The organism is Bacillus sp. FSL H8-0545, assembly GCF_038006105.1.
Classification (GTDB): Bacteria; Bacillota; Bacilli; order Bacillales; family Bacillaceae_G; genus Bacillus_A; species Bacillus_A cereus_U.
On record NZ_JBBOUO010000001.1, the window covers coordinates 4,872,429 to 4,895,138 of the forward strand.

A 22,710-nucleotide genomic window follows, 5' to 3' on the forward strand; every position below is an offset into this window, starting at 1 on the left:
ACATATAAGCCAAACGATTTTACTTTTAAAAGTCAAATAAAGATTTACCGTTTGCATCCTTTTCTTTTATATATACTTTTTCTCCAGAAACCGGCATAACTGGTTGAACTGTCGTCATAGGCTGAGACCCGATTACTTGTGTTTGAACTTTTGGTTCTCTATACGTAGAAGGCTCCACTTGTTCATCCAATAATAAATCACATAAAGCACGTACAACTAATAAGTGTCCTTTTGATTGTTGTCCTTCACTACTTTTTGCCTTTGCAATTTCATTCGCCATTTTATTTAAAATCTTATCACTAGATACTTGCATTCCTTGTCACCTCTTACTTTGTAGTTCTTTCTCAAATTGCCCCAGTTTCTCCACCGAACCAAATACTATTATCATATCATGTTCTTGTAGTTTTTCCTGCCCCGTTGGATTATGGATAATATCTCCATCCCTTAAAATCGCTAAAATTGTTACATCAAATTGATTTCTCACATTACTCTCTAGTAACGATTTACTGGCTAAGATAGAATCTTTACCAACTTGAATTTCTTCAATTACAAAGGATTGTTCTATTCCATACAATACTGTATCAATATAATGAACTGTTAACGGATTCGCAATACCTTTTGCGATATGAATTCCTGCCATACTAGATGGATTAATAACCTTATTTGCACCAGCGCGCCGTAATTTCTCTTCTGTTTCTGGTTTTTCAGCTCTTGCTACAATTTTAATTGCACCATTAAGCCCTCTTGCCGTTAATGTAATAAATACATTTTCAGCATCGTTTGCTACGATAGCCACTAGACCCGCTGCCTTCGAAATTCCCGCATTATGTAACACTTGATCTTCAGTTGCATCCCCATGTACATATAAAAGCTTTTCCTGTTCGAATATACTTTCATCTTTATCCACAACTACAAATGGGATTTTCTTTTCCTGTAATTCATGTACAACTTGAAGCCCTACTCTTCCACAACCACATACTATAATATGCTTTTGTAACTGCGCTATTTGTTTATCCATCTTCTTCCTCCGCGCCGCATGAAATAAGTTACCCTCAATGATCATAGCTGCTACTACCCCCATTGCATACGTAACGATACCGACGCCAACAGGTATAATAAGGAGCGCAAAAAATTTCCCTGCCGGTGTTACAGGCACTACATCACCATGCCCAACCGTTAATACAGTAATCATCGTCATCCAAAATGCTTGAAACAAGCTAATTTCTTCAATTGTCATAAATCCTAGCGTCCCTAGAATTACAACAAAGGTCATACATATAACTGCTATCCATAATTGCTTACGTGCATTCATATTATATTTCAACTCTTTTCTCTATCTACAATCTTTGCCAAAGGAAATGAAATACCTATATACTAGAAATGGAATCTATGAAAGAGGTTGATATAATGAAGCTATTTCTTTCTGCCTTACAATGGGCACTATTTATTTTAGCTGGAAGTCTTATTGTACCAATTAGTGTCGCAACTAGTTACGGCCTCGACGGCGCTGAAGCTATCGCGTTTGTACAAAGGACATTATTTGTTCTCGGTTTTGCCGGCCTACTGCAAGCTATGTTCGGTCATAAACTTCCTATTCAAGAAGGTCCCGCAGGCCTTTGGTGGGGAATTTTCTCCCTGTATGCAAGTTTAGGCGTCGTATTATTTGGATCAAGCAATGAAACACTTAAGGTCCTTCAGTACGCTTTCCTACTAAGCGGAATTATTTGTATTATTCTTAGTGTTTTTGGACTTATCGATAAACTAGTTCGCTACTTTACACCTACAGTAATTGGAACGTATTTATTCCTTCTTGTCGCACAACTTAGTGGCTCCTTCTTAAAAGGCATGTTTGGCCTTGATGGACAACATACAGAAGTACAGCCAAAGGTATTTATTCTTTCACTCATTGTTATTTTACTATCTTTTTTCATTATGAAGCTACCTATTATTGGACAATATTCCGTTCTTTTCAGTATCGTCTGCGGCTGGATATTATTCGCGTGCTTCGGATTATCTAATCCAGTAACACCTGTGACAGATATAATTCGTCTTCCATCTCTATTTGTTTTCGGAATGCCCCGCATTGAATGGAACATGGCAATTACGGTAGTTTTCGTCACACTATTACTTCTAACAAATATGTTAGCAAGTATTCGCGTTGTACAAAAGGTTGTTTCAAAGTATGAAGAAGATTCTGCTCCAGATCGCTTCAAACAAGCTGGCATTATAACAGGAATAAATCAATTACTAGGCGGCCTGTTTTCAGCCATTGGTCCTGTTGCCATTTCTGGATCAGCAGGATTTATCGCAACAACAAATATTTATAAACGCCTCCCATTTATGTTAGGGTCAAGCTTTATCATTCTTGTTAGTGTATTCCCAAAGATTACTTCATTCTTTGCAGCAATCCCCGTTGCAGTTGGGTATGCTGCGATTTACCCTGTATTTGCAAGCATGATTGGTCTCGCTTTTCGTGAATATGACACTGTACAAAATAAAGAACAATTATTTAAAGTAGCAGGTCTTTCAATCTTTACAGGAATCGGAGTTATGTTCGTTCCAGCCGGAGCATTTTCTACGCTGCCACCATTTTTAGCATCATTTTTAAGTAACGGTCTCGTTCTTGGATCTGTAATGGCTATCTTGCTGGAAATACTATTTTCTCGTTCGCACGAAAAACAACTATCGTAAATTGGAAAACTTCCATTATTGCACTCTATCTTTAGAGTTGTTACGATAATGATAAAGTGAAACTTTAATCAGTGGGGGTTTTGTTCACCCCCCACTGATTATTAGTTGAACCAATCGGGCGTTTACGGGCAGTTGATCTCCCACCTAACTTCTTTGCTCCAGCTGAATTTTGAGGTGGGAGTCTTACTGCCCGCAAATAGCGGGATAAATTGTCATGGGCAACACGCTCATGATAATTTATACTAACAATGCAGAACTTTTCCTAATTTCATGTAAAGAGGTTCGATGTCTTACTATACATTCCCCAAGATCTTCATAAAAATTTATTTCTATTCCAACAAAGAAAGGAATCTTCTATATGACTTATAAAATGATTGTTTTAGATTTAGATGATACTTTATTACGCGATGACCATACAATTTCACCTCGTACGAAAGAGGCTTTAATGACAGCACAAGAACAAGGAGTTAAAGTTGTACTTGCTTCTGGGCGCCCAACTTTTGGTATGCGCAATGTTGCAAAAGAACTTCTTTTAGAAGAATACGGTAGCTTCATTCTATCTTTTAACGGTGCTAAAATTATTAACTGTAAAACAAATGAAGAAATCTTTAGTAGCACGCTATCTCCTGAAATCGTTCACAACCTATTTGAAATTAGTAAAAATGAAGATGTATGGATTCATACTTATATTGGCGATGATATCGTAACAGAAGAAAATAATCCTTATACTAAAATTGAGGGCGAAATTACTGGTATGCCGATTATTGAAGTAGATAATTTTAAAACTGCTGTTAAAGAGCCTGTAGTAAAAGTATTAATGAATAAAGAAGCTGAACGCCTTGTTGAAGTAGAAAAGAAACTACAAAAACAACTAGAAGGCCAATTAAGCGTTATGCGCTCTAAACCATTCTTCTTAGAATTTACTGAATATGGTGTTACAAAAGGAACGAGCTTAAACCAATTAATCCAAAAACTTGGTATTAAACGCGAAGAAGTTATCGCAATGGGCGATAGCTATAACGATCAAGCGATGATTGAATTTGCCGGTCTTGGCGTTGCGATGGGCAATGCACCAGATGATATTAAAGAAATTGCAAACTATGTAACAGATACAAATATGAACGATGGTGTTGCTAAAGTTGTAGAGAAATTTGTACTAAAAAGCGAAGTGCTTGTTTAATATTTTCATTCATAAAACCTATTTGAAGTCAAATACTTCAAATAGGTTTTTATTTAAATTGCATTGCTTTTGTGACTATATTTTGAACTTTGCACTATTCTCGTAGTGTAAAGTTTCTTTTTGTATATAATGAAACAAAATAGACTATTTTATTTTGAAAAAGAATACAAATTTACTATATACAAGCATATATTAAAGGAGGCTACTTCATGTTATCTACACCAATCGGACGATTAAGAGCAATCGGCTTAGTTGAGGGTATTTCTTTCCTATTACTATTATTTGTAGCAATGCCGTTAAAATATTTTGCAGGGTTTGCAACAGCTGTTAAAATTACAGGTATGGCTCATGGCGTTTTATTCGTACTATTCATCTTTGCGGTAATTCAAGTAACAATCGTACACCGTAAAACAATTTTATGGGCACTTGGTGCACTTGTTGCATCAGTTATCCCATTTGGTACTTTTGTACTAGATGCAAAACTAAAAAATGAACAGTAATAGTAAAAAGGTAGTTAACAATTGTTAGCTACCTTTTTTGCGTTTATATATTCGAAATTTGCCAATCGATTTCTTTTTCATCCATGTTAGATAAAATCTCATTTACTTTAGAGTACGGCTTACTTCCAAAGAAACCACGTCTTGCTGATAATGGGCTTGGATGTACGGACTCGATAATATGATGATTCGTATTCGTAATTAACTTTTTCTTCGCCTGAGCATGGCGTCCCCATAATATGAAAACAACTGGCTTTTCACGTTCATTTAATAGCTCAATTACGCGATCTGTGAAATGCTCCCATCCTTTTCCTTTATGAGAATTCGCCTCACCTTGACGAACCGTTAACACGGTATTTAATAGTAAAACCCCTTGCTCCGCCCATTTTACTAAATAACCGTTATTCGGAATTTCATAACCGTATTCATCTCGCAGTTCTTTATACATATTTAACAAAGATGGCGGCGTTTTAATACAAGGTTGTACCGAAAAACTTAAACCATGTGCTTGATTCGGTCCATGATATGGGTCTTGTCCTAAAATAACGACCTTTGTATTTTCATAACTTGTATACTGAAGAGCGTTAAAAATATCTTCTTTCTTTGGATAAATCACATGCTCCTCATACTCTTCTTTTAAAAAATTAGCTAAAGCTTGATAGTATTCTTTCTCAAATTCTGACCCCAGTAATGGTCCCCAATCATTCTGCAAAATGTTTTCCATGCCTTCACTTCCTATCCAATTAATTCACCATATCCTGCCTTGTAAATACTACAAATGAAATGATAAGAGATACTACTGCCCAAACCGTTAAATTCATTAAAGAAAATCCCATTGATAACCCTTGTAATGCAGGCAGTTTTCCTGATAAATAATCCGTTAACGATAAGTTGACACTAAAAATGTATTTCGCACCTTCCCAAGACGTTGCAAAAGAGCTCAAAATGCCACCCGCAATTAACGCCGCTAACATAACGCCCATGCCGGCTGGTGTATTACGAATTAAAACGGAAACCATGAATGATATAGTTCCGACAACGATAGCAACAAACCAAGCTAGTCCGTAAGCCATCAAAATGTATTGCCACTGCGGAATAAGATGTACAAAGTTCGTATTTAATGTCTCCTTATCAATGACGAATCCTGTTAAAACAGGTAAGTTCCATCCAGAGTATCCAAATACAATCCCTGATAATGCGTAAGCAAATAAACCGACAAGAAGCAATATGAGCGAAATGAAAAATAGCATCGTCACATATTTACTAAGGAGTATTTTCCAGCGCCGAATAGGCCTCGTCAGAAGCATTTTCATCGTACCATCGCTTCGTTCTCCTGAAACAATATCAATGGCGACAATCATAACAAGCAATGGAATAAGTAACGTTATTCCTTGTTCAATAAACGCCCTCACAAATGTTGGTGCCCCTGGCGCAGTCGGATTAATATCATGATCTAAATAATATTGTTGCTGTTCCACTCTTACTTTTAGCCAATCACGCCATTCTTCTGGCAATCTAGAATTGTTCAAGCGGTTTTGGGAATCAACAATTTGTTGCTGTAATGATACTTTCCAATCGGTCGTACCAAGCCTTTTTTGCGTTGTTTCTATTTCACGATACTGAGCATACACAAAAAGCGGAATCAAGATTGCTAAAATAAGCATGACAACAACAATCCGTTTCTTACGATAAATCTTTTCTGATTCATTTAAAACTAGATTCGCAAATTCACGCATGTTGCTCACCCCTTGTGAGTTCAATAAATAAATCTTCTAGCGTAAATACAAGCTCTTTGACGCTATGTACATCTATCTCGTTTTCTACAAAGTGCTTATTCCAAACACTAATAGACGCAACATCCATACGACATAGTAAACGCTCATCTTCTATACTAACTTCCTCTACCTCTTCAGCAGCGTCTAACATGTCTTTCGCTTTGGAAACCGGTGTAACGACCCATTCCACACGATCACTCGCTGTTTTGATCAACTCTTCAATAGGTGCAACTGTTATCATTTTTCCTTTATGAATAATCGCAACACGGTCACATATCATTTGCACTTCACTTAACAAGTGACTCGAAATAAATACACTCATATTTTCTTCTTTTACAAGCTTATGTATAAATTCCCTAAGTTCTCTAATCCCAGCTGGATCTAAACCATTCGTCGGTTCATCTAATATGAGCAATTTCGGATTTCCAAGTAGCGCCTGTGCAATTCCAAGGCGCTGCTTCATACCAAGGGAATATGTTTTTACCTTATCGTGAATACGCTCATCTAAATGAACCATTTTTGCAATTTCAATAATACGTTCATCTGATATATCACCAAGCATGCGCGCAAATTGCTTTAAGTTTTCCCATCCCGTTAAATATGTATAAAGCTCTGGGTTTTCAACGATACTTCCAATTTGACGCATCGCTTCTCTGAAATTTTCCTTAATAGAATAACCACCAATAGAAATAGTACCTTCTGTCGCTTTAATCAGTCCGACTAACATTCGAATTGTTGTCGTTTTCCCGGCTCCGTTCGGCCCTAAGAAGCCAAACACTTCTCCTTGTTTTACATCAAATGAAATGTCTTCTACAAGTGTCTTCTTTCCCATTACCTTCTTCACGTCTCGTACGGAAAGTATCATCGTCATTTTATCCCTCCTTGTTCTAGCTTTAATTTACTTACGACGTTTTGGACTAATCGCTCTGCCATATATGTGTAGCCGACTTCATTCGGATGAAAATGATCGGAGTATAATAAATCTTTTCCGCGATTTTGGAATAAATCAAATGTCGGTGTAATATATACATTTTTATCATTTAATGCTAACTTCTCTAAAGAAGCATTCCAATCAACAACAATATTTGATGAACCTCTTAAATCTTCTACATCCTCAAAAGGATTGTATAAACCTAGCCAAAAAATAGGGCTATCTGTATTTAATTTACGAATTTCTTCTATAATTTTCTTTGCTTCATTTTGAAATGTTTCCGTATCAGGACGATATGTCTCTAAATCTATTTTTCCGAGCGATTCCCATCCTGGGAATAAATCATTTCCTCCAATTGTTAAAACAATTACATCTGCTTGCTTAATTGAATATTGAGCTCCGCTACCCTCTAGTTGTTTTAATAAATCCGGCATTTTTGCGCCACTAACTGCCAAATTGGTTAGTGCAACTTTTTGTTTATAATCTTTTTGTAAATCCTCTTTCATTCGTCCAATATAGCCAATTCCTTCTTTGTCACCAACGCCGCGCGTTAATGAATCACCTAAACTAACTATTTGTAACGTTCCCGTTTTCTTTTTCTCTTTTGCCACTACGTCAGTCTTCGTAATTAATTTTGAAGCTTTCGGATTTAATACATCATTCACACCCGAAACAAAACCGTATGCAAATAAACAGAAAGACGCAATTGTAATGAGTAGAATTACTTTTACTAATTTTGATCTCATATCAAAACCCCTTTTAGCCCCTATAGATTGTCCATAATTATACCAAACGAATTTTCGAAAAGCGATTTTCATACCTTCTCTATTATGTCGTTTCCCTATCTACCAATTCTGGCAATAACTCTACATGCTTCACATCTATTTCCTCATCATTAATCTTTTCATATAATAATTCAAATGCCTTTACACCAACATTTTTACTAGAATGCGAAATCGTCGTAATACCTAATATATTTGCCACTTCTTGATCATCACATCCGATAATCGTAATATCCTCTGGGATACGAATTCCTTGTTTTTTCGCCTCCGTTACCATTCCTGCAGCAATATGATTGCAAGATACAAGAAATGCCGTCGGTTTTACAGACATATTAGCCCATTCTCTGACTACATTGCGCCCATCTTCCACCGTAAAACAGCCTTTAAACTTCCAGGCATCTAACGGTGTTACAACAATCTGTTGAAGTGAATCCTCATACGCCTTTTTTCGCCTTTGACTATTAATGCTATTACTTCTTCCAATGCAATATCCGATACGTGTATGACCAGCATCTATTAAGCTTTTCATCCCCCGCAAAAATACTTTGTAGTAATCAATATGTACACTTGAAATGAAATTCGAATCTATTTCCTCACACATCACAATTGGACCAAACTTTGTATACTCTTCAAGTTTTTCCTTACTATTTGTCCGTGAACATATAATTACTCCATCAAGCTTTTTCATTTTTAACATATGTAAAATTTCAAGCTCTTTTTCTTCGCTATAATTTGTCTGGCAAAGCATCATATTATAATTGTTCTTTGCAGTTTCCTTTGATATCCCTCCAATAATGGCACTGTAATATTGATCATTTACGTGCGGCAATAAAACGCCAATTACATTTGTTTTTCCTTTCACTAAATGAATCGCATTCACATTTTGCGTATAATTTAATTCTTCTATAATCGCTAAAATTTCTTTTCGTTTCTGTTCATTCACGTACGGATGATTATTGAGTACACGTGAAACAGTTGAAACAGATACCCCAGCAAGTTCAGCAATCTTTCTTATATTCGTCATCTTATTCTCCCCTTCCCCTCAAAAATTCTCGCTTGACCTGGTAAGCTTTCCACAGTATATCCTTTCTTAGCAAATACATTTTGAAAGGATATACAACTATGCTTCGATTCAAATTAGAATATATATTTTTTATTGGTGGTTTACTCATTCTCGCCATCGGCATTAATATGATGACGACAATTACTTCCTTTGGACTTAGCCCTTATGATTCCTTCTTTATTGCACTATATCAAAATTTCGGGATAAGTATTGGTTTTTGGATTTTCATGATTAACTTTGTTTTTACCCTGATCGTACTCTTTTGGGACAAAAAACAAATTACAATCGGCACAATTGTCACAATGATTCTTATTTCTCTTTTTGTTGATTGGGTTGGTTCTATTACGACTATTATGGACGCTATCCGCTCTCTTCCAAAATATATAACACTTATTTGCGGAAATCTATTCGTCGGAGCCGGAATTGGTCTTTACGTCTCTACTAATCTTTGCGCGGCACCTCAAGAGGCTTTCGTTTTAACTGTTGCTGAGAAAAAGAAATGGACATTTAGAAGAACAGAAATTTCATTAGCTTTTTTATTTTTAACACTAAGCTTCTTATTAGATGGGCCAATCTATTTTGGAACAATTATCTTATCCTTTACAACAGGTTGGATTATTCAAGCATTTATTCAAGTTGGTACGCAGATTTTAAATAGAAAAAACCCTATTAAGCAAGCCGCTTAATAGGGTTTTTTCTATTTATTGGAAGAGATACTACTTAGCATCTCCTTCAATTCGATAGTTTGCTTTCACACAATCTATTTCTTCATACGATTGCAATGTATGTAGAATGCACTCATAATCCGCAAGAGAAGCACGATGCGTTACAATTACAATTTCTGCTTTCCCTTTCTCTTCAAGTGGCATTTGAATAATCTTTTCAAAACTAACACCGCGCTCAGAAAACAATGATGTAATTTTTGCAAAAACACCAATTTCGTCTTTCACATGAAGTCTTAAAAACTTTTTCACAATAATTTCATCTGGCTCTTTTAGTACCTTTTGATATTGCGGGACTACAGCACTATTTCCGTTTACACCTAGCCTAATATTTTGCATTACAGCAACTAGGTCAGAAACAACAGCTGTCGCTGTCGGTAAGCTTCCTGCTCCCGGACCATAAAACATCGTTTCTCCTACCGCTTCACCATACACATAGACAGCATTATATTCATTTTGCACTGCCGCAAGAGGGTGTGCATTTGGAAGTAAAGTCGGCTCAACTGTAACCTCTAATTTCTCGCCATCTCGCTTTGCAAGACCAATTAATTTAATTGTATAACCTAAGCTCTTACTATATTCAATATCTTCTGCTGTAATAGAAGTAATTCCTTTTACCTTCACATCTCCAAGCTCTACATTTGTAGAGAAACCGAGAGTAGCCAAAATCGTCATTTTTCTTGCCGCATCTAAACCTTCTACGTCTGATGTTGGATCTGCTTCTGCAAATCCAAGCTGCTGAGCTTCTTTTAACACGTCGTTATATGCTCTCCCTTCGTCTGACATTTTCGTCAAAATAAAATTTGTCGTTCCATTTACAATTCCCATTACTTTCGTAATAAGATCTGAAGAAAGTCCTTCTACGATGCTTCGTAAAATTGGAATCCCTCCAGCTACACTTGCTTCGTAAAATAAATCAGCCTTGTTATCTTTTGCTACCGCTAAGAGTTCCGCTCCGTGTAACGCCATTAAATCTTTATTTGCAGTCACAACGTGCTTCCCGCCTTTTAAAGCTTGTAAAATATATGCTTTCGCATCATCAATGCCGCCCATTACTTCGATGACAACATCAATATTAGGATTATCTAAAATTTCATTCACATCTTGTGTTAATAGAGTAGAAGGTACCTCTACCTCTCTCTCTTTCTCAATATTTTGCACCAACACTTTCGTTACTTTCACTGGACAACCTACTTGGTGTATAAGTCGTTCTTGATGATCTGTAATAATACGAACTACACCACTACCAACTGTCCCAAGACCTAATAACCCAACTTGAATTTCTTTCATAATACTGTCCACCCCTCAAAAATTGTGTTTAGATGCCATTATATAGACAAAAAATCTGAAAAACAATGTATTTTGAACATTCGGAAAAATAAGGGTTAATCTTTACAAATAAAACGCTACCACGTGTTACACAATCATTATTTACAATATATAAGGGGTTTCTTGATACACGTAATAATTCAGCCAATTAGAGAATAATAAATTCCCATGACTCTTCCACCTAACAAGTGGCTTCTCATCTGGATTATTATGTTTAAAATAATTTTTTGGCACATCAATATTTAACCCTTTTTGCCGGTCCCGTTCGTATTCTTCCTTTAACGTATCACAACTATATTCACTGTGTCCCAGTGCGAAAACTTGCCTGCCCTCTTGCCCAATAACAAGATGAACACCCGCTTCTTCAGAATTGGCTAATAACGTTAATTCTTTCACTTTTTCAATATCGCTCTCTCGTACTTCTGTATGACGAGAATGCGGAGCAAAAAACACTTCATCAAACCCTTGTAACAATTTCACATGTTGCTCGCGAACCTCATGTTCAAATACACCAAACATTTTTTTCGCAAGGGGATACTTCGGCACACCATAGTGATAATACAAACCAGCTTGTGCCCCCCAGCAAATATGAAGCGTAGATGTTACATTTGTTTTTGAATACTCCATAATACGTCCAAGCTCTTCCCAATAATCTACTTCTTCAAAAGAAAGAGTTTCAACTGGTGCTCCTGTAATAATGAGTCCATCAAATTTTTCATTCTCAATATCACGGAATGTTTTATAGAAGCTCGTTAAATGGTCCTGCGCTACATTGCGAGACAGATGCGATTCCATATGAAGTAAATGAACATCTAATTGCAGCGGTGTATTTCCAATTAAACGAAGTAATTGCGCCTCTGTTTCTTGCTTTGTAGGCATTAAATTTAATATAGCAATTTTCAAAGCACGTATATCTTGTGTTACTGCTCGCTCCTTCGTCATTACAAAAATATTTTCCTTCTGCAATACTTTGCGAGCTGGTAAATCTTTATCAATTATGATCGGCATGTTGTTTGCCTCCGACTAGCGCTGCTTCTAAATCTGCAATAATATCAGAAACATCTTCTATACCGACCGATAAACGGATTAAATCAGATGTAACGCCAGCTAAACGCTGATTTTCTGCGCTTAATTGTCTGTGCGTCGTACTAGCAGGATGTATTACACAAGTTCTTGCATCAGCTACATGCGTTACAAGAGTTGCGAGTTTTACATTTGCGATAAATTCTTTTGCTGCTTCTAATCCGCCTTTAATACCAAATGTTAAAACTCCACTAGCACCTTTTTTCAAATACTTTTGTGCTAACGAGTAATTTTCATTACTATCTAACCCTGGATAATTCACCCATTCAATGCAATCATGATTAGCAAGCCACTTAGCAACTTCGAGAGCATTTTCACTATGACGCTCCATTCGTAAATGCAATGTTTCCAGGCCAATGTTGCTAATATATGCATTGAATGGGCTCATACAGTTTCCGTAGTCTCTTAATAACTGAACGCGTGCTTTCACAATATACGCTGCTGCTCCAAAATTTTGAACATAGCTTACACCGTGATAACTCGGATCCGGTTCAACAAGCTCAGGGTATTTTCCATTTGTCCAATCGAAGTTCCCTCCGTCTATTACAATGCCGCCTAAAGAACTTGCATGGCCATCAATATATTTCGTTGTGGAATGGACAATGATATTTGCCCCATATTCAAATGCCTGGCATAAATAAGGCGTCGCCAATGTATTATCAACGATAAAAGGTACTTCTAATTCTTTTGCTGCCGCTGAAAGTTCTTTGAAATTCAAAACGTTCATTGCTGGATTTCCTAACGATTCTGCATAAACAAGTTTTGTCTTATCATTAGCAAGTGCCGCAATTTCATCTGCCGTTAAATTAGGATTAAAGAACGTAACATCAATGCCAAGCTTGCGTAAACTCACTCCAAATAAATTAAACGTTCCTCCGTAAACAGTTGAAGAACAAAGTAAATGGTCTCCACTACTGCAAATATTTAAAACCGCAAGCATAATAGCTGCCTGCCCAGAAGCTGTTGCAACAGCCCCTACACCGCCTTCTAAATCTGATAACTTCTGCTCAAATGCAGCTAGAGTAGGATTTCCAATACGCGTATATATATATCCTTCTGCCTCTAAATTAAATAGTGCTGCTAAATCATCTGACGTATCGTATTTATACGTTGTACTTTGATAAAGTGGTAAAACACGCGGCTCACCATTTTTTGGCGTATAGCCACCTTGCACACAAATCGTTCCTTTCCCCCATGATTCTCCCATCTCTCATTCTCCTTTCTTTTAATGCAAAATAAAAAACTGCTCCTTTCCTGAAAACAAGAAAGGAGCAGTTTGAAGACACGCTCTAAGGCTCTTTCTTATCTATCAGGATTATTACCTGCAGGATTTGGCACAATTCCGTTATACGGCTGTTGCCAAGGTTTCATCGGGCCTGTCCCTCCACCTTTTCTTGATAAGACTATGCAATTACCGTTGATTTTATAGCAATAATTTCCTAATGTCAAATAGTTTTTCTGAATGTTCTAAATTAAATGTAAGTAATTTGATTTAAACAACAAAAGAAATATATTCCATATTCATTTGAAAAAGACCTTTTAAAAACTCCGATCACTATATAGAATTAAATAAGTGGTTTAACCGCGTTGGTTTCAAATTTTTATGAGACCCTAATATATTGAATAAGCCAACCCCTCAAAAAGATACTATATATATTCAATTCATTTCACACTAGCATATTTAATCCTTTCTACATTAAAACTTACATAACGGAGGTACAACATGACAAATAAAAAGGACATGCACTATATACTCGTCCTATATGGCATTCTTTTAGGCGCTATAGTAGGAGCTACAGTCTGGTTATTTTTAGTTACAATAAATATCGGAATTCACTTTATTTGGGGATACTTACCTACTATTTTCTCTTCTCCTCCTTATTACACCATTTGTGTAACAATCATCGGTGGTATCCTCGTTGGTTTAACACAAAAATACTTCGGCACATACCCACGTCTTATGCCGGAAGTGATGGCTGAATATAAAAAAACAGGTAGAATTGAATACAGTTTTGTACATAAAGCTACTTTAACTGCGATTATCGTTTTAATATTTGGAGCTAGCTTAGGACCAGAAGCTGCACTTGTTGGAATTATCGGTGGACTTTGTACATGGGTAGGAGATCGCTTTAAATTTGCTTTAAAGGGAATGAATGAACTAACAGAGGTTGGAATTGGTGCTACTTTAAGTGTCATTTTTAATGCACCATTATTCGGTTACTTAGCTCCGAATGAAAATGAGGGTGAACAAATTAATGAATTTTCGAAAGGAAAAAAAGCAATTGTATATTTAGCTACCACTTTTGCCGGTTTTTCCGTTTACTTATTACTTAGTAAACTCGATAATCGTGGATCCTTTATTGTTGATTTCGGGGAAGGGTCTCTTGCTCTTAATGAATGGATCGCCTTTCTACCACTTGCTAGCATTGGTGCTATAGTTGGTTTCTTTTATTTCAAATTAGAATTCGCATTAGAGAAATTAATCCACCCCTTCAGGGAATACAAAGTATCACTTGGAATTATCGGCGGTATTTTACTCGGGGTTACTGGAACTTTCCTCCCGTATACGTTATTTTCAGGGGAACATCAATTAAAAGATTTAGTCGTTGAATGGAGCCATTTATCCTTCTGGGTACTACTTCTTTCAGGAATTTTAAAATTATGTATTACTGCCGTTTGTTTAAATACGGGTTGGCGCGGCGGACATATTTTCCCCATTATATTTGCTGGATCAAGTATTGGATACGCTATAGCTTCTATTCTGCCTATAGATCCAATATCTTCCGTAGCCATCGTCACGACAGCTATTTCAAGCTATGCATTAAGAAAACCAATAGCTATAACATTACTATTACTCATGTTTTTCCCGCTCAATTTATTATTACCGATGCTCGGGGCTGCGGCAATTGGCAATGCATTTCCGCTTCCTAAACATAACGAAACTACAAACTAATATAAAAAAACAGCATTAACCTGTAAATGTTAATGCTGTTTTTTCGAGTGACGATTATGTTTTTAATTAAAATTTACTTGCTACTTTAGCCGCTTCTTCAAGACCTGCTGCAATGATCTCTTCTGCTTTATCTGGGAATTGATTATGTCCTTCGATAACTACTGTTTCCATGTTTGTTGCGCCGAAGAAGCCCATCATGCTTGCTACATATTTAACAGCCATTTCCATTTCAGCTGCTGGTCCTTCAGAATATACGCCGCCGCGTGCATTTAATAACGCAATCTTCTTATCTCCAATAAGCCCAACTGGACCTTCTGGTGTATATTTAAACGTTTTACCAGCACGGTTTAAATAATCAATATACGTGTGTAATACGGCTGGAATCGTTAAGTTCCATAATGGGAAACCGAAAACTACTTTATCAGCTTCTAAAAATTGATTTAAATACTTATCAGCAACTGCTACCACTTTTGCTTCTTCTTCTGTTAAATCAAATCCTCTACCTGCTTTGAATGTACCATTAATCATATCTACGCCTACATATGGTAATTCTTCTTTATATAAATCAAGTTCTACTACTGTATCATTTGGATGTGCTTCTTTATAGTTTGCTAAAAATGCCTCGTATAATCTCACACTTACTGCTTGTTCCGCTGGGCGGTTGTTTGCTTTTACAAATAAAACTGTTGCCATTGTTTTTCCTCCTAATACTCACTCTTATGTTGTTATATATCACTTACGAAAAAGGGTACTCCCTTGTAATTGCTGTTGCTTACAAATATATTCTATCTTTATATCAAGACAATTACGTCCTCACATAGACGTATTTTTCCATAAAAAAAGTCCACCTTCTAAAGGCGAACTAGGTCTTACGACTTTTGTCTTATACAATTCCATTTTTCACTGCATATAATGCTGCTTGTGTGCGATCGGATAAATGTAACTTACTCAAAATACTACTCATATGAGCTTTTACCGTTTTTTCTGTAATAACTAAAACAGAAGCGATTTCTTTATTACTCATCCCTTTCGCCAATAGCTGCAATACTTCATTTTCTCTCGCTGTTAACACATCCACTTGAACGGAAGGTTCTTCTTCTTTTTCTTCCTGTGGTAATGTTTGAGAAAGAAGGGCATTTGCTATATCTGGATGTAATTGAATATTACCTTTATACGCGCTTCGAATAGCTTCAACAAGCTGATCTGGTTCTATATCTTTTAAAATATAACCGCTCGCCCCAGCTTTTAGTGCCGGCAATACATGAGCTTGATCAGAAAAACTAGTTAATACAATTACTTTCACGTTTGGATATTCTTTTTTGATACAAGCTGTTGCCTCAATTCCATCCATCTCAGGCATATATAAATCCATTAATACGACATCTGGACTCGTTTCGCCTACTTTCACCAACGCTTCTTTCCCATTGTTTGCTTCCCCAACTAATTCAAAATCTTCCTGTGTGCTTAGAAAAAATGCCAATCCTTTTAAAACAACTGTATGATCATCAACTAACAATACTTTTATTTTCACAAACTTCCCTCATTTTCACATCATAATGGTACATTTACTTTTACACTCGTTCGTTTCTTACTGCTTACAATTTTAATTGTTCCACCAACTAATTCTACTCTTTCACGCATCGTAGTCATACCGAGTGATTTCTTCTCTTTTATATCCTTTTCTACAAACCCATTTCCTTGATCGACTATTTCTAATGATACATTTTTCTCCGTCACTTTGAAATAAATCGTCGCTTCTCCTACATTCGCATGCTTACTTACGTTATTTAAAGCTTCTTGTCCAATTCGCCATAGCGCTTCTTCTACTACACGCGGCAAATCACGCACACCTGTAACCTGTTCCCGAATTTTCAATCCTAAACTTTCACCATATTGCTTTAAAGCTGGTAATAACCCTTTCTCTAATCCAGCCGGACGGAGTTGCCAAATTAACGTTCTCATTTCTTTTAAGGCACCTTGTGCTAATTCACGCATCTCATACAAAGACTGATCTACCTTTTCATTTTGACCCTTTAAGACAGCTTCAGCGCCTTTCGTCATAAACGTTAATGAAAACAACTTTTGTGAAACAGAATCATGTAAATCTCTAGCTAAACGATTACGCTCTTCCATTCGTACAAGTTCGCGGCGTTTTTCATTTAATCTTAAGTTCTCTATCATTAATGAAATATGATTTGCTAACGCTTGTACTACATCTATCGTATTTATATCAAATTCTCCATTATTCGAACTTACACTTAATACTCCAAATATATGATCTTGAATATGTATCGGAATAGCGATAACTGCCCTATTAGGATGCTCTATATTACCAACCTGACGCTTCAACAAGACAGACTCTTCTTTTTCCAACGCTTCCTGTGCTGCTGCCCTCAGATCATCTTGTAGTTCACCCTTCTTATAAGAAGCTCTCACAGCTAGTTCATTTTCTTCTCTAATAAAGAATGCAACTTGCTCCCATAGAAATAAGCTCCCTATTTGCTTTACAATCTCTTCTGGTAATGCATTAAATTTATGAATTGTCCTTAAAGCTTGAATAAAGCGTTCTAGCTTTACATAATAATGAGCTCTTCTCTTTTCATTTTCATACAGTTTTGTACGCTTTAATGCCGTTCCAATTTGAAAGGCAACTGATTGTAATAGTACTAATTCTTCTTCAGAAAAATGCGTTTTACCTGGGCTAGCTACATTTAATACGCCAAATTCGTCTCCACCCGCTTTGAGCGGTACTGTCGCATGATGTACAATCCCTTCTGTATCTCCCCAGTTGTATTCAATTGCATTATTAATTCTCTTACATTCAATAATATTAACTGCTCGCTCTAATTTCCCTTCCACAAAGCTGTGTAGGCACCAGCAATTCCCTTCACACATCGGCCGTTTATTTTTGAATCTCAATCCCTTTGGTAATTGGTAATCAATTAATTTCGTATACCTACCATTTTCATCCGCAAGGAAAATCCATCCTGTCGTTAAACCAGTTACATTCAATAGCTTTTCCAGCACAGCTTGAAGTACGTGATATGTATCATTTGAGGTATTCAACGTTTCTGCAATTTCTTTTAATATAACTAATTCATTTGTACGATTATCTCGAAACATATCAAGTCTCCTACATACAAGATTTTAAATCGCTTCTCAAGTAAATCATCTACTTTTCACTTTGTACTTATTCGTAACATTGATATAATAGTGAAAACATAGTTTTCATTATATCACTTGAGGGGGCTTTCATAATGACATTAAATAAGGCACTTACAATCGCTGGTTCTGACACAAGTGGCGGTGCTGGTATACAAGCAGATTTAAAAACATTCCAAGAACTTGGCGTATATGGAATGACATCTCTTACAACAATCGTAACAATGGACCCACATAACGGTTGGGCACATAACGTATTCCCAATTGCGGCTTCTACATTAAAACCACAATTAGAAACAACAATTGAAGGTGTTGGCGTAGATGCTTTAAAAACAGGTATGCTTGGATCAGTAGAAATTATCGAAATGGTTGCAGAAACAATTGAAAAGCATAATTTCGAAAATGTAGTAGTTGATCCTGTTATGGTATGTAAAGGAGCTGACGAAGCATTACATCCTGAAACGAATGATTGCTTACGTGACGTTCTTGTCCCAAAAGCATTAGTTGTAACGCCAAACCTATTTGAAGCATATCAATTAAGTGGTGTGAAAATTAATTCTCTTGAGGACATGAAAGAAGCTGCAAAAAAAATCCACGCTTTAGGTGCTAAATACGTACTGATTAAAGGTGGTAGCAAACTAGGCACAGAAACTGCTATTGATGTGTTATATGACGGCGAAACATTCGATCTTCTAGAATCAGAAAAGATCGATACGACAAATACACACGGTGCAGGTTGTACATATTCTGCTGCAATTACAGCAGAACTTGCAAAAGGAAAAACTGTGAAAGAAGCAGTAAAAACTGCGAAAGAATTCATCACAGCTGCAATTCGTCATTCATTTAAGATTAACGAATATGTAGGACCAACACATCACGGTGCATACCGCAAATTCGTTGCACCGAAAGAACTTGTCTAACATAAAGCTTTTTATTAATAAATTTAAAAATAAATTAAAACCCACAGAACATTTATTGTTCTGTGGGTTTTAATTTATTTGCAGAAATGTTTTAAAGTACTCCCCGAATTCCTATGATGCTGAACTAACCTTGTTTCTACCATTTCTTTTTGAATAATATAACGCATCATCCGCTGATTGAATAAATTGATCAGGTGATTTTTTATACTCTGAAATTCCGACAGAAACTGTAATTTTAATTTTTTCCCCATTTTGCAGTTGGAATGAATGCTTTTCAACAGCTAGTCGAATTTGTTCCCCTATACGAGTTCCAAATGCTACTCTCTTTTTTGGTAACAACAGAGCAAACTCTTCGCCACCCTTTCGAAAGACTAAATTTGGGAATGGTGCATTCTCTAACAAAATACGCCCTAGTTGTTTTAACACTTCATCTCCAGCAGGATGACCGTACGTATCATTTACATACTTAAAGTGATCAATATCGATAAGTAATAAACAAAGTGAATCATTTTTCATATGCTTGCTACCAATATGACGATTCATCTCGAAATCAAACTGCCTTACATTTCCTAGATTCGTTAATGCATCTATCGTTGCATAATGCTTCATCGTTTGAAATAATTCATTGGATTGCAATACGTAACTTGCACTTACAAATGTGATGTATGCCGCTACAATACAACAAACTAAATATAAAACCACTACATATATATCCTTAAATAAAATATAAAGTGGTAGTATTAAAATAGACAAACTGTACACATTAAACCATATCCATTTTGTAAATATAGAAATCTTCATCCGCCAAATGAGGGTAATGCCAATCCCTATTGCCACGATAGTATAGCAAGCCAATTCAGAGGCTAAAGAATACTCAGTAAAAAATACCCGCGTTATTAAAATGATCATAACTGTTATACTACTAGCTATTGGGCCACCAATTATAACTGCCAAAATAACTGCTAAATAACGTAAATCCAACATAATATTTTCAATATGTACACCAAAATGCATCAATAATATACTTAATATTCCAGTTAAAATGCCGACCAAACATTTCTGCCAAAAAGAGAACCCTTCTTTTAACGGCTTATCTCTTAAAAGCTGGGCACCTACAAAGATAAAGGAAAGAATGATTGTCATATTTACAAATAGATCTCTGAACATAAAATAATCTCCCTACTTTTTCTTTTCCATGTATCCCTTTCTATATGTTATTGTATTACGAAATACCTATAATTCCCAAACTTTTTATTTTATTGTTCCACGTGGAACAGCAAAAAGCAAAATAAAAAAGGAGACGAAATTTCGTCCCCTCCATTAACAACATCGCGATATCTTTCCGCCTTTTGCATTAAATCTAGCTTCTTGTGCCTCAGCAAAAAATTGCTTTTGACATAGAATTTTCTCTTCTGGATGATGTACTTTCATGTGATTTACATACGTTTCATAACTTGGAACTCCGACAAGTAAACTAATAAATTGCTTTCTCTTTCCCCATACGTTCCGTAAACTTTTAAGCATAGTTCCTCGACTCACTTTCATCTCTTGGAATATATGGTGCCTCTTTTAACGGCATTGGCTTATTTCTTAATACTTGAATCCAAATTCGAAGTGCAGAAATTAATACAGCAATTACAACTATCATAAAAATTCCACAAAGCGCTGCATCAATATAGTCATTCAAAATAATTTGTTTCATTTGCGCAACATTTTTAGCCGGAGCTAATACCTTCCCATCATCTAATGCTCCCTGGAATACTTTCGCATGTGATAGAAATCCTATTTTGGGATTTTCATGAAATAGCTTTTGATAACCTGCTGTCATTGTTACAATAAGCAATCCGACAGTCGGAATAAGTGTTACCCAAACATATGCCTTTTTTCCCATTTTGAACAAAATTGTCGTTCCAAGTAATAATGCAATACCTGCTAACATTTGGTTTGCAATACCGAAAAGTGGCCATAATGTATTAATTCCACCAAGCGGATCTATTACCCCTTGGTATAAGAAATACCCCCATCCTAGTACACATAGTGTTGTAGCTATCACATTTGCTAATGTTGAATCTGTTTTCGCAAACGGCTTATATACATGACCTAAAATGTCTTGAATCATAAATCGCCCTACGCGTGTTCCCGCATCAATCGTTGTTAAAATAAATAGTGCTTCAAAAAGAATAGCAAAATGGTACCAAAATGCCATCATCGCCGTTCCGCCCATTACTTGCGAAAATATATACGCCATACCAATTGCTAATGTTGGTGCACCACCTGTACGTGATAAAATGGTCTGTTCTCCGACATTAACAGCAAGATCTTTTAATTCATTCGGTGTAATAGCAAATCCCCATGAAGAAATAACTTGAGCTGCCTGCGATACATCCGTACCGATAAGTGCTGCAGGACTATTAATTGCAAAATAAGTTCCTGGTGTTAATACACAAGCCGCAATCATTGCCATCGCTGCTACAAACGATTCCATTAACATTGCTCCATAACCGATTGGCTTTGCGTGGCCTTCTTGTTCAATCATTTTTGGCGTCGTACCAGATGAAACGAGAGCATGGAATCCAGACACTGCACCACAGGCAATCGTAATAAATAAGAACGGGAATACGTTGCCGGAGAAAACAGGACCTGTCCCGTCGATAAATTGCGAAACTGCTGGCATTTTTAAATCTGGTGCTACAACTAAAATACCGATTGCTAACCCAAGTATCGTCCCTATTTTTAAAAATGTACTTAAATAATCACGTGGTGCTAATAACATCCAAACCGGTAATGCCGATGCAATAAATCCATATACAATAAGCATAATAGCAATTGTCTCACCACTAAAAGTAAACATACTTGCAAGCGTTGGATTTTCTGCTACATACTGTCCCCCAATAAGAGATAGAATAAGTAGAATAATACCGATTACTGACCCTTCACCAACTCGGCCAGGTCTAATATAGCGCATGTAAACTCCCATTAAAATAGCAATTGGAATCGTTGCTGCGATTGTAAACATTCCCCATGGGCTTCCAACAAGCGCCTTCACAACTACTAAAGCTAATACCGCTAATAAAATGATCATAATACCTAAAATACCAATCATTGCAATTAATCCTGTAACAGGACCAATCTCATCTTTAATCATTTCTCCTAATGATTTACCATTACGTCTCATTGAAGCAAATAAAATTACAAAATCCTGTACAGCTCCAGCAATAACTACCCCCACAATAATCCAAATTGTCCCAGGTAAATACCCCATCTGCGCCGCCAAAATCGGTCCTACTAAAGGACCAGCCCCTGCAATCGCTGCAAAGTGATGTCCGAATAAAACCCATTTATTTGTCGGAACATAATCCTTGCCATCGTTTAACGTATGAGCAGGTGTTTGTCTATTATTATCTAGACCAAAAACTTTCCTCGCTATAAATCTACTATAAAAGCGATACGCAATCGCATACACTGATACAGCAGCAACTAATAGCCATACAGCATTAATTGTCTCACCTTGCGATAACGCTATTACACCAAAAGCAGATGCTCCTAGCGCTGCAATAACTCCCCAAAGTAAAATTGACTTCAATGTTTTCACATACAATCCCCCCATTACTACTTCTTAGTG

Annotated in this window: 22 protein-coding genes and 1 riboswitch; of the genes, 6 read left to right on the forward strand and 16 right to left on the reverse strand. The window is 36.4% G+C overall.

The features are described from left to right. Positions 1-25 precede the first annotated feature (25 nt). Positions 26-313 carry a YwdI family protein gene (locus MHI07_RS25520; RefSeq protein ID WP_215580289.1) on the reverse strand — a complete coding sequence of 96 codons (288 nt, stop codon included), beginning with the start codon at positions 311-313 and terminating at the stop codon, positions 26-28. A gap of 6 nt (positions 314-319) precedes the next feature. Next, entirely contained in the window at positions 320-1,312 is a 993-nt protein-coding gene (locus tag MHI07_RS25525) for a potassium channel family protein (protein ID WP_340826801.1), read from the reverse strand. 95 nt (positions 1,313-1,407) lie between these two features. On the opposite strand from MHI07_RS25525, the gene MHI07_RS25530 reads away from it, so the two are divergent. The 3 genes from MHI07_RS25530 to MHI07_RS25540 all read left to right on the forward strand — a co-directional run bounded on the left by MHI07_RS25530 (position 1,408) and on the right by MHI07_RS25540 (position 4,371). Further along, positions 1,408-2,691, forward strand: coding sequence for a purine/pyrimidine permease (locus tag MHI07_RS25530; RefSeq protein WP_215580290.1), 1,284 nt, complete (start codon positions 1,408-1,410; stop codon positions 2,689-2,691). 358 nt (positions 2,692-3,049) lie between these two features. Continuing rightward, positions 3,050-3,871 carry a Cof-type HAD-IIB family hydrolase gene (locus MHI07_RS25535; protein ID WP_215580291.1) on the forward strand — a complete coding sequence of 274 codons (822 nt, stop codon included), beginning with the start codon at positions 3,050-3,052 and terminating at the stop codon, positions 3,869-3,871. 209 nt (positions 3,872-4,080) lie between these two features. Beyond that, the gene (locus tag MHI07_RS25540) at positions 4,081-4,371 is read left to right on the forward strand and encodes a DUF3817 domain-containing protein (RefSeq protein ID WP_002113131.1); all 291 of its coding nucleotides are present in this window, start codon (positions 4,081-4,083) and stop codon (positions 4,369-4,371) included. Positions 4,372-4,414: 43 nt separating this feature from the next. On the opposite strand, the gene MHI07_RS25545 is transcribed toward MHI07_RS25540, so the two are convergent. The 5 genes from MHI07_RS25545 to MHI07_RS25565 are packed head-to-tail and all read right to left on the reverse strand — an operon-like array spanning position 4,415 to position 8,880. Next, positions 4,415-5,092 carry a uracil-DNA glycosylase gene (locus MHI07_RS25545; RefSeq protein WP_340826805.1) on the reverse strand — a complete coding sequence of 226 codons (678 nt, stop codon included), beginning with the start codon at positions 5,090-5,092 and terminating at the stop codon, positions 4,415-4,417. Between the two features lie 19 nt (positions 5,093-5,111). After that, positions 5,112-6,104, reverse strand: a complete 993-nt coding sequence (locus MHI07_RS25550) for an ABC transporter permease (protein ID WP_340826806.1) — start codon at positions 6,102-6,104, stop codon at positions 5,112-5,114. Continuing rightward, positions 6,097-7,014 (reverse strand): ABC transporter ATP-binding protein, encoded by a 918-nt coding sequence (locus MHI07_RS25555; protein WP_002113137.1) that lies wholly within the window; start codon positions 7,012-7,014, stop codon positions 6,097-6,099. Before MHI07_RS25555 ends, MHI07_RS25550 begins: the two co-directional genes overlap by 8 nt. Further along, entirely contained in the window at positions 7,011-7,892 is an 882-nt protein-coding gene (locus MHI07_RS25560) for an SGNH/GDSL hydrolase family protein (protein WP_002159725.1), read from the reverse strand. The genes MHI07_RS25555 and MHI07_RS25560 overlap by 4 nt, the downstream gene beginning before the upstream one ends. Positions 7,893-7,902: 10 nt before the next feature. Then, positions 7,903-8,880 (reverse strand): LacI family DNA-binding transcriptional regulator, encoded by a 978-nt coding sequence (locus MHI07_RS25565; RefSeq protein WP_078174639.1) that lies wholly within the window; start codon positions 8,878-8,880, stop codon positions 7,903-7,905. A 98-nt stretch (positions 8,881-8,978) separates the two neighbouring features. Here MHI07_RS25565 and MHI07_RS25570 point away from each other — a divergent pair, with 98 nt between their 5' ends. Then, entirely contained in the window at positions 8,979-9,605 is a 627-nt protein-coding gene (locus tag MHI07_RS25570) for a YczE/YyaS/YitT family protein (protein WP_002159723.1), read from the forward strand. A gap of 30 nt (positions 9,606-9,635) precedes the next feature. Here the strand turns inward: MHI07_RS25570 and MHI07_RS25575 are convergent, their stop codons facing one another. The 3 genes from MHI07_RS25575 to MHI07_RS25585 all read right to left on the reverse strand — a co-directional run bounded on the left by MHI07_RS25575 (position 9,636) and on the right by MHI07_RS25585 (position 13,260). Beyond that, positions 9,636-10,931: a homoserine dehydrogenase gene (locus MHI07_RS25575; protein ID WP_340826810.1), complete on the reverse strand. Its 1,296-nt coding sequence runs from the start codon at positions 10,929-10,931 to the stop codon at positions 9,636-9,638. A 141-nt stretch (positions 10,932-11,072) separates the two neighbouring features. Beyond that, on the reverse strand, positions 11,073-11,978 hold the full coding sequence (gene metA, locus MHI07_RS25580; protein WP_002159721.1) for a homoserine O-acetyltransferase MetA: 906 nt from the start codon (positions 11,976-11,978) through the stop codon (positions 11,073-11,075). After that, a complete protein-coding gene (locus tag MHI07_RS25585; RefSeq protein WP_002113143.1) occupies positions 11,962-13,260 on the reverse strand; it encodes a bifunctional O-acetylhomoserine aminocarboxypropyltransferase/cysteine synthase in 1,299 nt (432 codons plus the stop codon). Before MHI07_RS25585 ends, metA begins: the two co-directional genes overlap by 17 nt. A 92-nt stretch (positions 13,261-13,352) precedes the next feature. Beyond that, positions 13,353-13,457: riboswitch (SAM riboswitch) on the reverse strand. A gap of 319 nt (positions 13,458-13,776) precedes the next feature. On the opposite strand from MHI07_RS25585, the gene MHI07_RS25590 reads away from it, so the two are divergent. After that, a complete protein-coding gene (locus MHI07_RS25590; protein WP_002159719.1) occupies positions 13,777-15,006 on the forward strand; it encodes a chloride channel protein in 1,230 nt (409 codons plus the stop codon). 66 nt (positions 15,007-15,072) lie between these two features. Here the strand turns inward: MHI07_RS25590 and MHI07_RS25595 are convergent, their stop codons facing one another. The 3 genes from MHI07_RS25595 to MHI07_RS25605 all read right to left on the reverse strand — a co-directional run bounded on the left by MHI07_RS25595 (position 15,073) and on the right by MHI07_RS25605 (position 18,129). Then, complete coding sequence (locus MHI07_RS25595; RefSeq protein ID WP_002159718.1) at positions 15,073-15,699, reverse strand: FMN-dependent NADH-azoreductase; 627 nt, start codon at positions 15,697-15,699, stop codon at positions 15,073-15,075. 190 nt (positions 15,700-15,889) lie between these two features. Then, a complete protein-coding gene (locus MHI07_RS25600) occupies positions 15,890-16,537 on the reverse strand; it encodes a response regulator (RefSeq protein ID WP_002016393.1) in 648 nt (215 codons plus the stop codon). Between the two features lie 20 nt (positions 16,538-16,557). Beyond that, positions 16,558-18,129: a GAF domain-containing sensor histidine kinase gene (locus MHI07_RS25605; protein WP_215580296.1), complete on the reverse strand. Its 1,572-nt coding sequence runs from the start codon at positions 18,127-18,129 to the stop codon at positions 16,558-16,560. A gap of 134 nt (positions 18,130-18,263) precedes the next feature. Between MHI07_RS25605 and pdxK the strand changes: the two genes are divergently transcribed. Further along, positions 18,264-19,088, forward strand: coding sequence for a pyridoxine/pyridoxal/pyridoxamine kinase (gene pdxK, locus MHI07_RS25610; RefSeq protein ID WP_002113152.1), 825 nt, complete (start codon positions 18,264-18,266; stop codon positions 19,086-19,088). A gap of 111 nt (positions 19,089-19,199) precedes the next feature. Here pdxK and MHI07_RS25615 read toward each other — a convergent pair whose 3' ends face one another. The 3 genes from MHI07_RS25615 to cstA form a co-directional block, all read right to left on the reverse strand. Next, positions 19,200-20,255: a diguanylate cyclase gene (locus tag MHI07_RS25615; protein WP_215580298.1), complete on the reverse strand. Its 1,056-nt coding sequence runs from the start codon at positions 20,253-20,255 to the stop codon at positions 19,200-19,202. Positions 20,256-20,408: 153 nt separating this feature from the next. Next, entirely contained in the window at positions 20,409-20,612 is a 204-nt protein-coding gene (locus MHI07_RS25620; protein ID WP_002113158.1) for a YbdD/YjiX family protein, read from the reverse strand. Continuing rightward, positions 20,605-22,680, reverse strand: a complete 2,076-nt coding sequence (gene cstA, locus MHI07_RS25625; RefSeq protein WP_340826815.1) for a carbon starvation protein CstA — start codon at positions 22,678-22,680, stop codon at positions 20,605-20,607. The genes MHI07_RS25620 and cstA overlap by 8 nt, the downstream gene beginning before the upstream one ends. Between the last annotated feature and the right edge of the window lie 30 nt (positions 22,681-22,710).

Coding starts and splice junctions, on each gene's coding strand:
- MHI07_RS25520 (WP_215580289.1), bottom strand. CDS start 313: ATGCAAGTATCTAGTGATAAGATTTTAAATAAAATGGCGAATGAAATT.
- MHI07_RS25525 (WP_340826801.1), bottom strand. CDS start 1,312: ATGAATGCACGTAAGCAATTATGGATAGCAGTTATATGTATGACCTTT.
- MHI07_RS25530 (WP_215580290.1), top strand. CDS start 1,408: ATGAAGCTATTTCTTTCTGCCTTACAATGGGCACTATTTATTTTAGCT.
- MHI07_RS25535 (WP_215580291.1), top strand. CDS start 3,050: ATGACTTATAAAATGATTGTTTTAGATTTAGATGATACTTTATTACGC.
- MHI07_RS25540 (WP_002113131.1), top strand. CDS start 4,081: ATGTTATCTACACCAATCGGACGATTAAGAGCAATCGGCTTAGTTGAG.
- MHI07_RS25545 (WP_340826805.1), bottom strand. CDS start 5,092: ATGGAAAACATTTTGCAGAATGATTGGGGACCATTACTGGGGTCAGAA.
- MHI07_RS25550 (WP_340826806.1), bottom strand. CDS start 6,104: ATGCGTGAATTTGCGAATCTAGTTTTAAATGAATCAGAAAAGATTTAT.
- MHI07_RS25555 (WP_002113137.1), bottom strand. CDS start 7,014: ATGACGATGATACTTTCCGTACGAGACGTGAAGAAGGTAATGGGAAAG.
- MHI07_RS25560 (WP_002159725.1), bottom strand. CDS start 7,892: ATGAAAATCGCTTTTCGAAAATTCGTTTGGTATAATTATGGACAATCT.
- MHI07_RS25565 (WP_078174639.1), bottom strand. CDS start 8,880: ATGACGAATATAAGAAAGATTGCTGAACTTGCTGGGGTATCTGTTTCA.
- MHI07_RS25570 (WP_002159723.1), top strand. CDS start 8,979: ATGCTTCGATTCAAATTAGAATATATATTTTTTATTGGTGGTTTACTC.
- MHI07_RS25575 (WP_340826810.1), bottom strand. CDS start 10,931: ATGAAAGAAATTCAAGTTGGGTTATTAGGTCTTGGGACAGTTGGTAGT.
- metA (WP_002159721.1), bottom strand. CDS start 11,978: ATGCCGATCATAATTGATAAAGATTTACCAGCTCGCAAAGTATTGCAG.
- MHI07_RS25585 (WP_002113143.1), bottom strand. CDS start 13,260: ATGGGAGAATCATGGGGGAAAGGAACGATTTGTGTGCAAGGTGGCTAT.
- MHI07_RS25590 (WP_002159719.1), top strand. CDS start 13,777: ATGACAAATAAAAAGGACATGCACTATATACTCGTCCTATATGGCATT.
- MHI07_RS25595 (WP_002159718.1), bottom strand. CDS start 15,699: ATGGCAACAGTTTTATTTGTAAAAGCAAACAACCGCCCAGCGGAACAA.
- MHI07_RS25605 (WP_215580296.1), bottom strand. CDS start 18,129: ATGTTTCGAGATAATCGTACAAATGAATTAGTTATATTAAAAGAAATT.
- pdxK (WP_002113152.1), top strand. CDS start 18,264: ATGACATTAAATAAGGCACTTACAATCGCTGGTTCTGACACAAGTGGC.
- MHI07_RS25615 (WP_215580298.1), bottom strand. CDS start 20,255: ATGTTCAGAGATCTATTTGTAAATATGACAATCATTCTTTCCTTTATC.
- MHI07_RS25620 (WP_002113158.1), bottom strand. CDS start 20,612: ATGCTTAAAAGTTTACGGAACGTATGGGGAAAGAGAAAGCAATTTATT.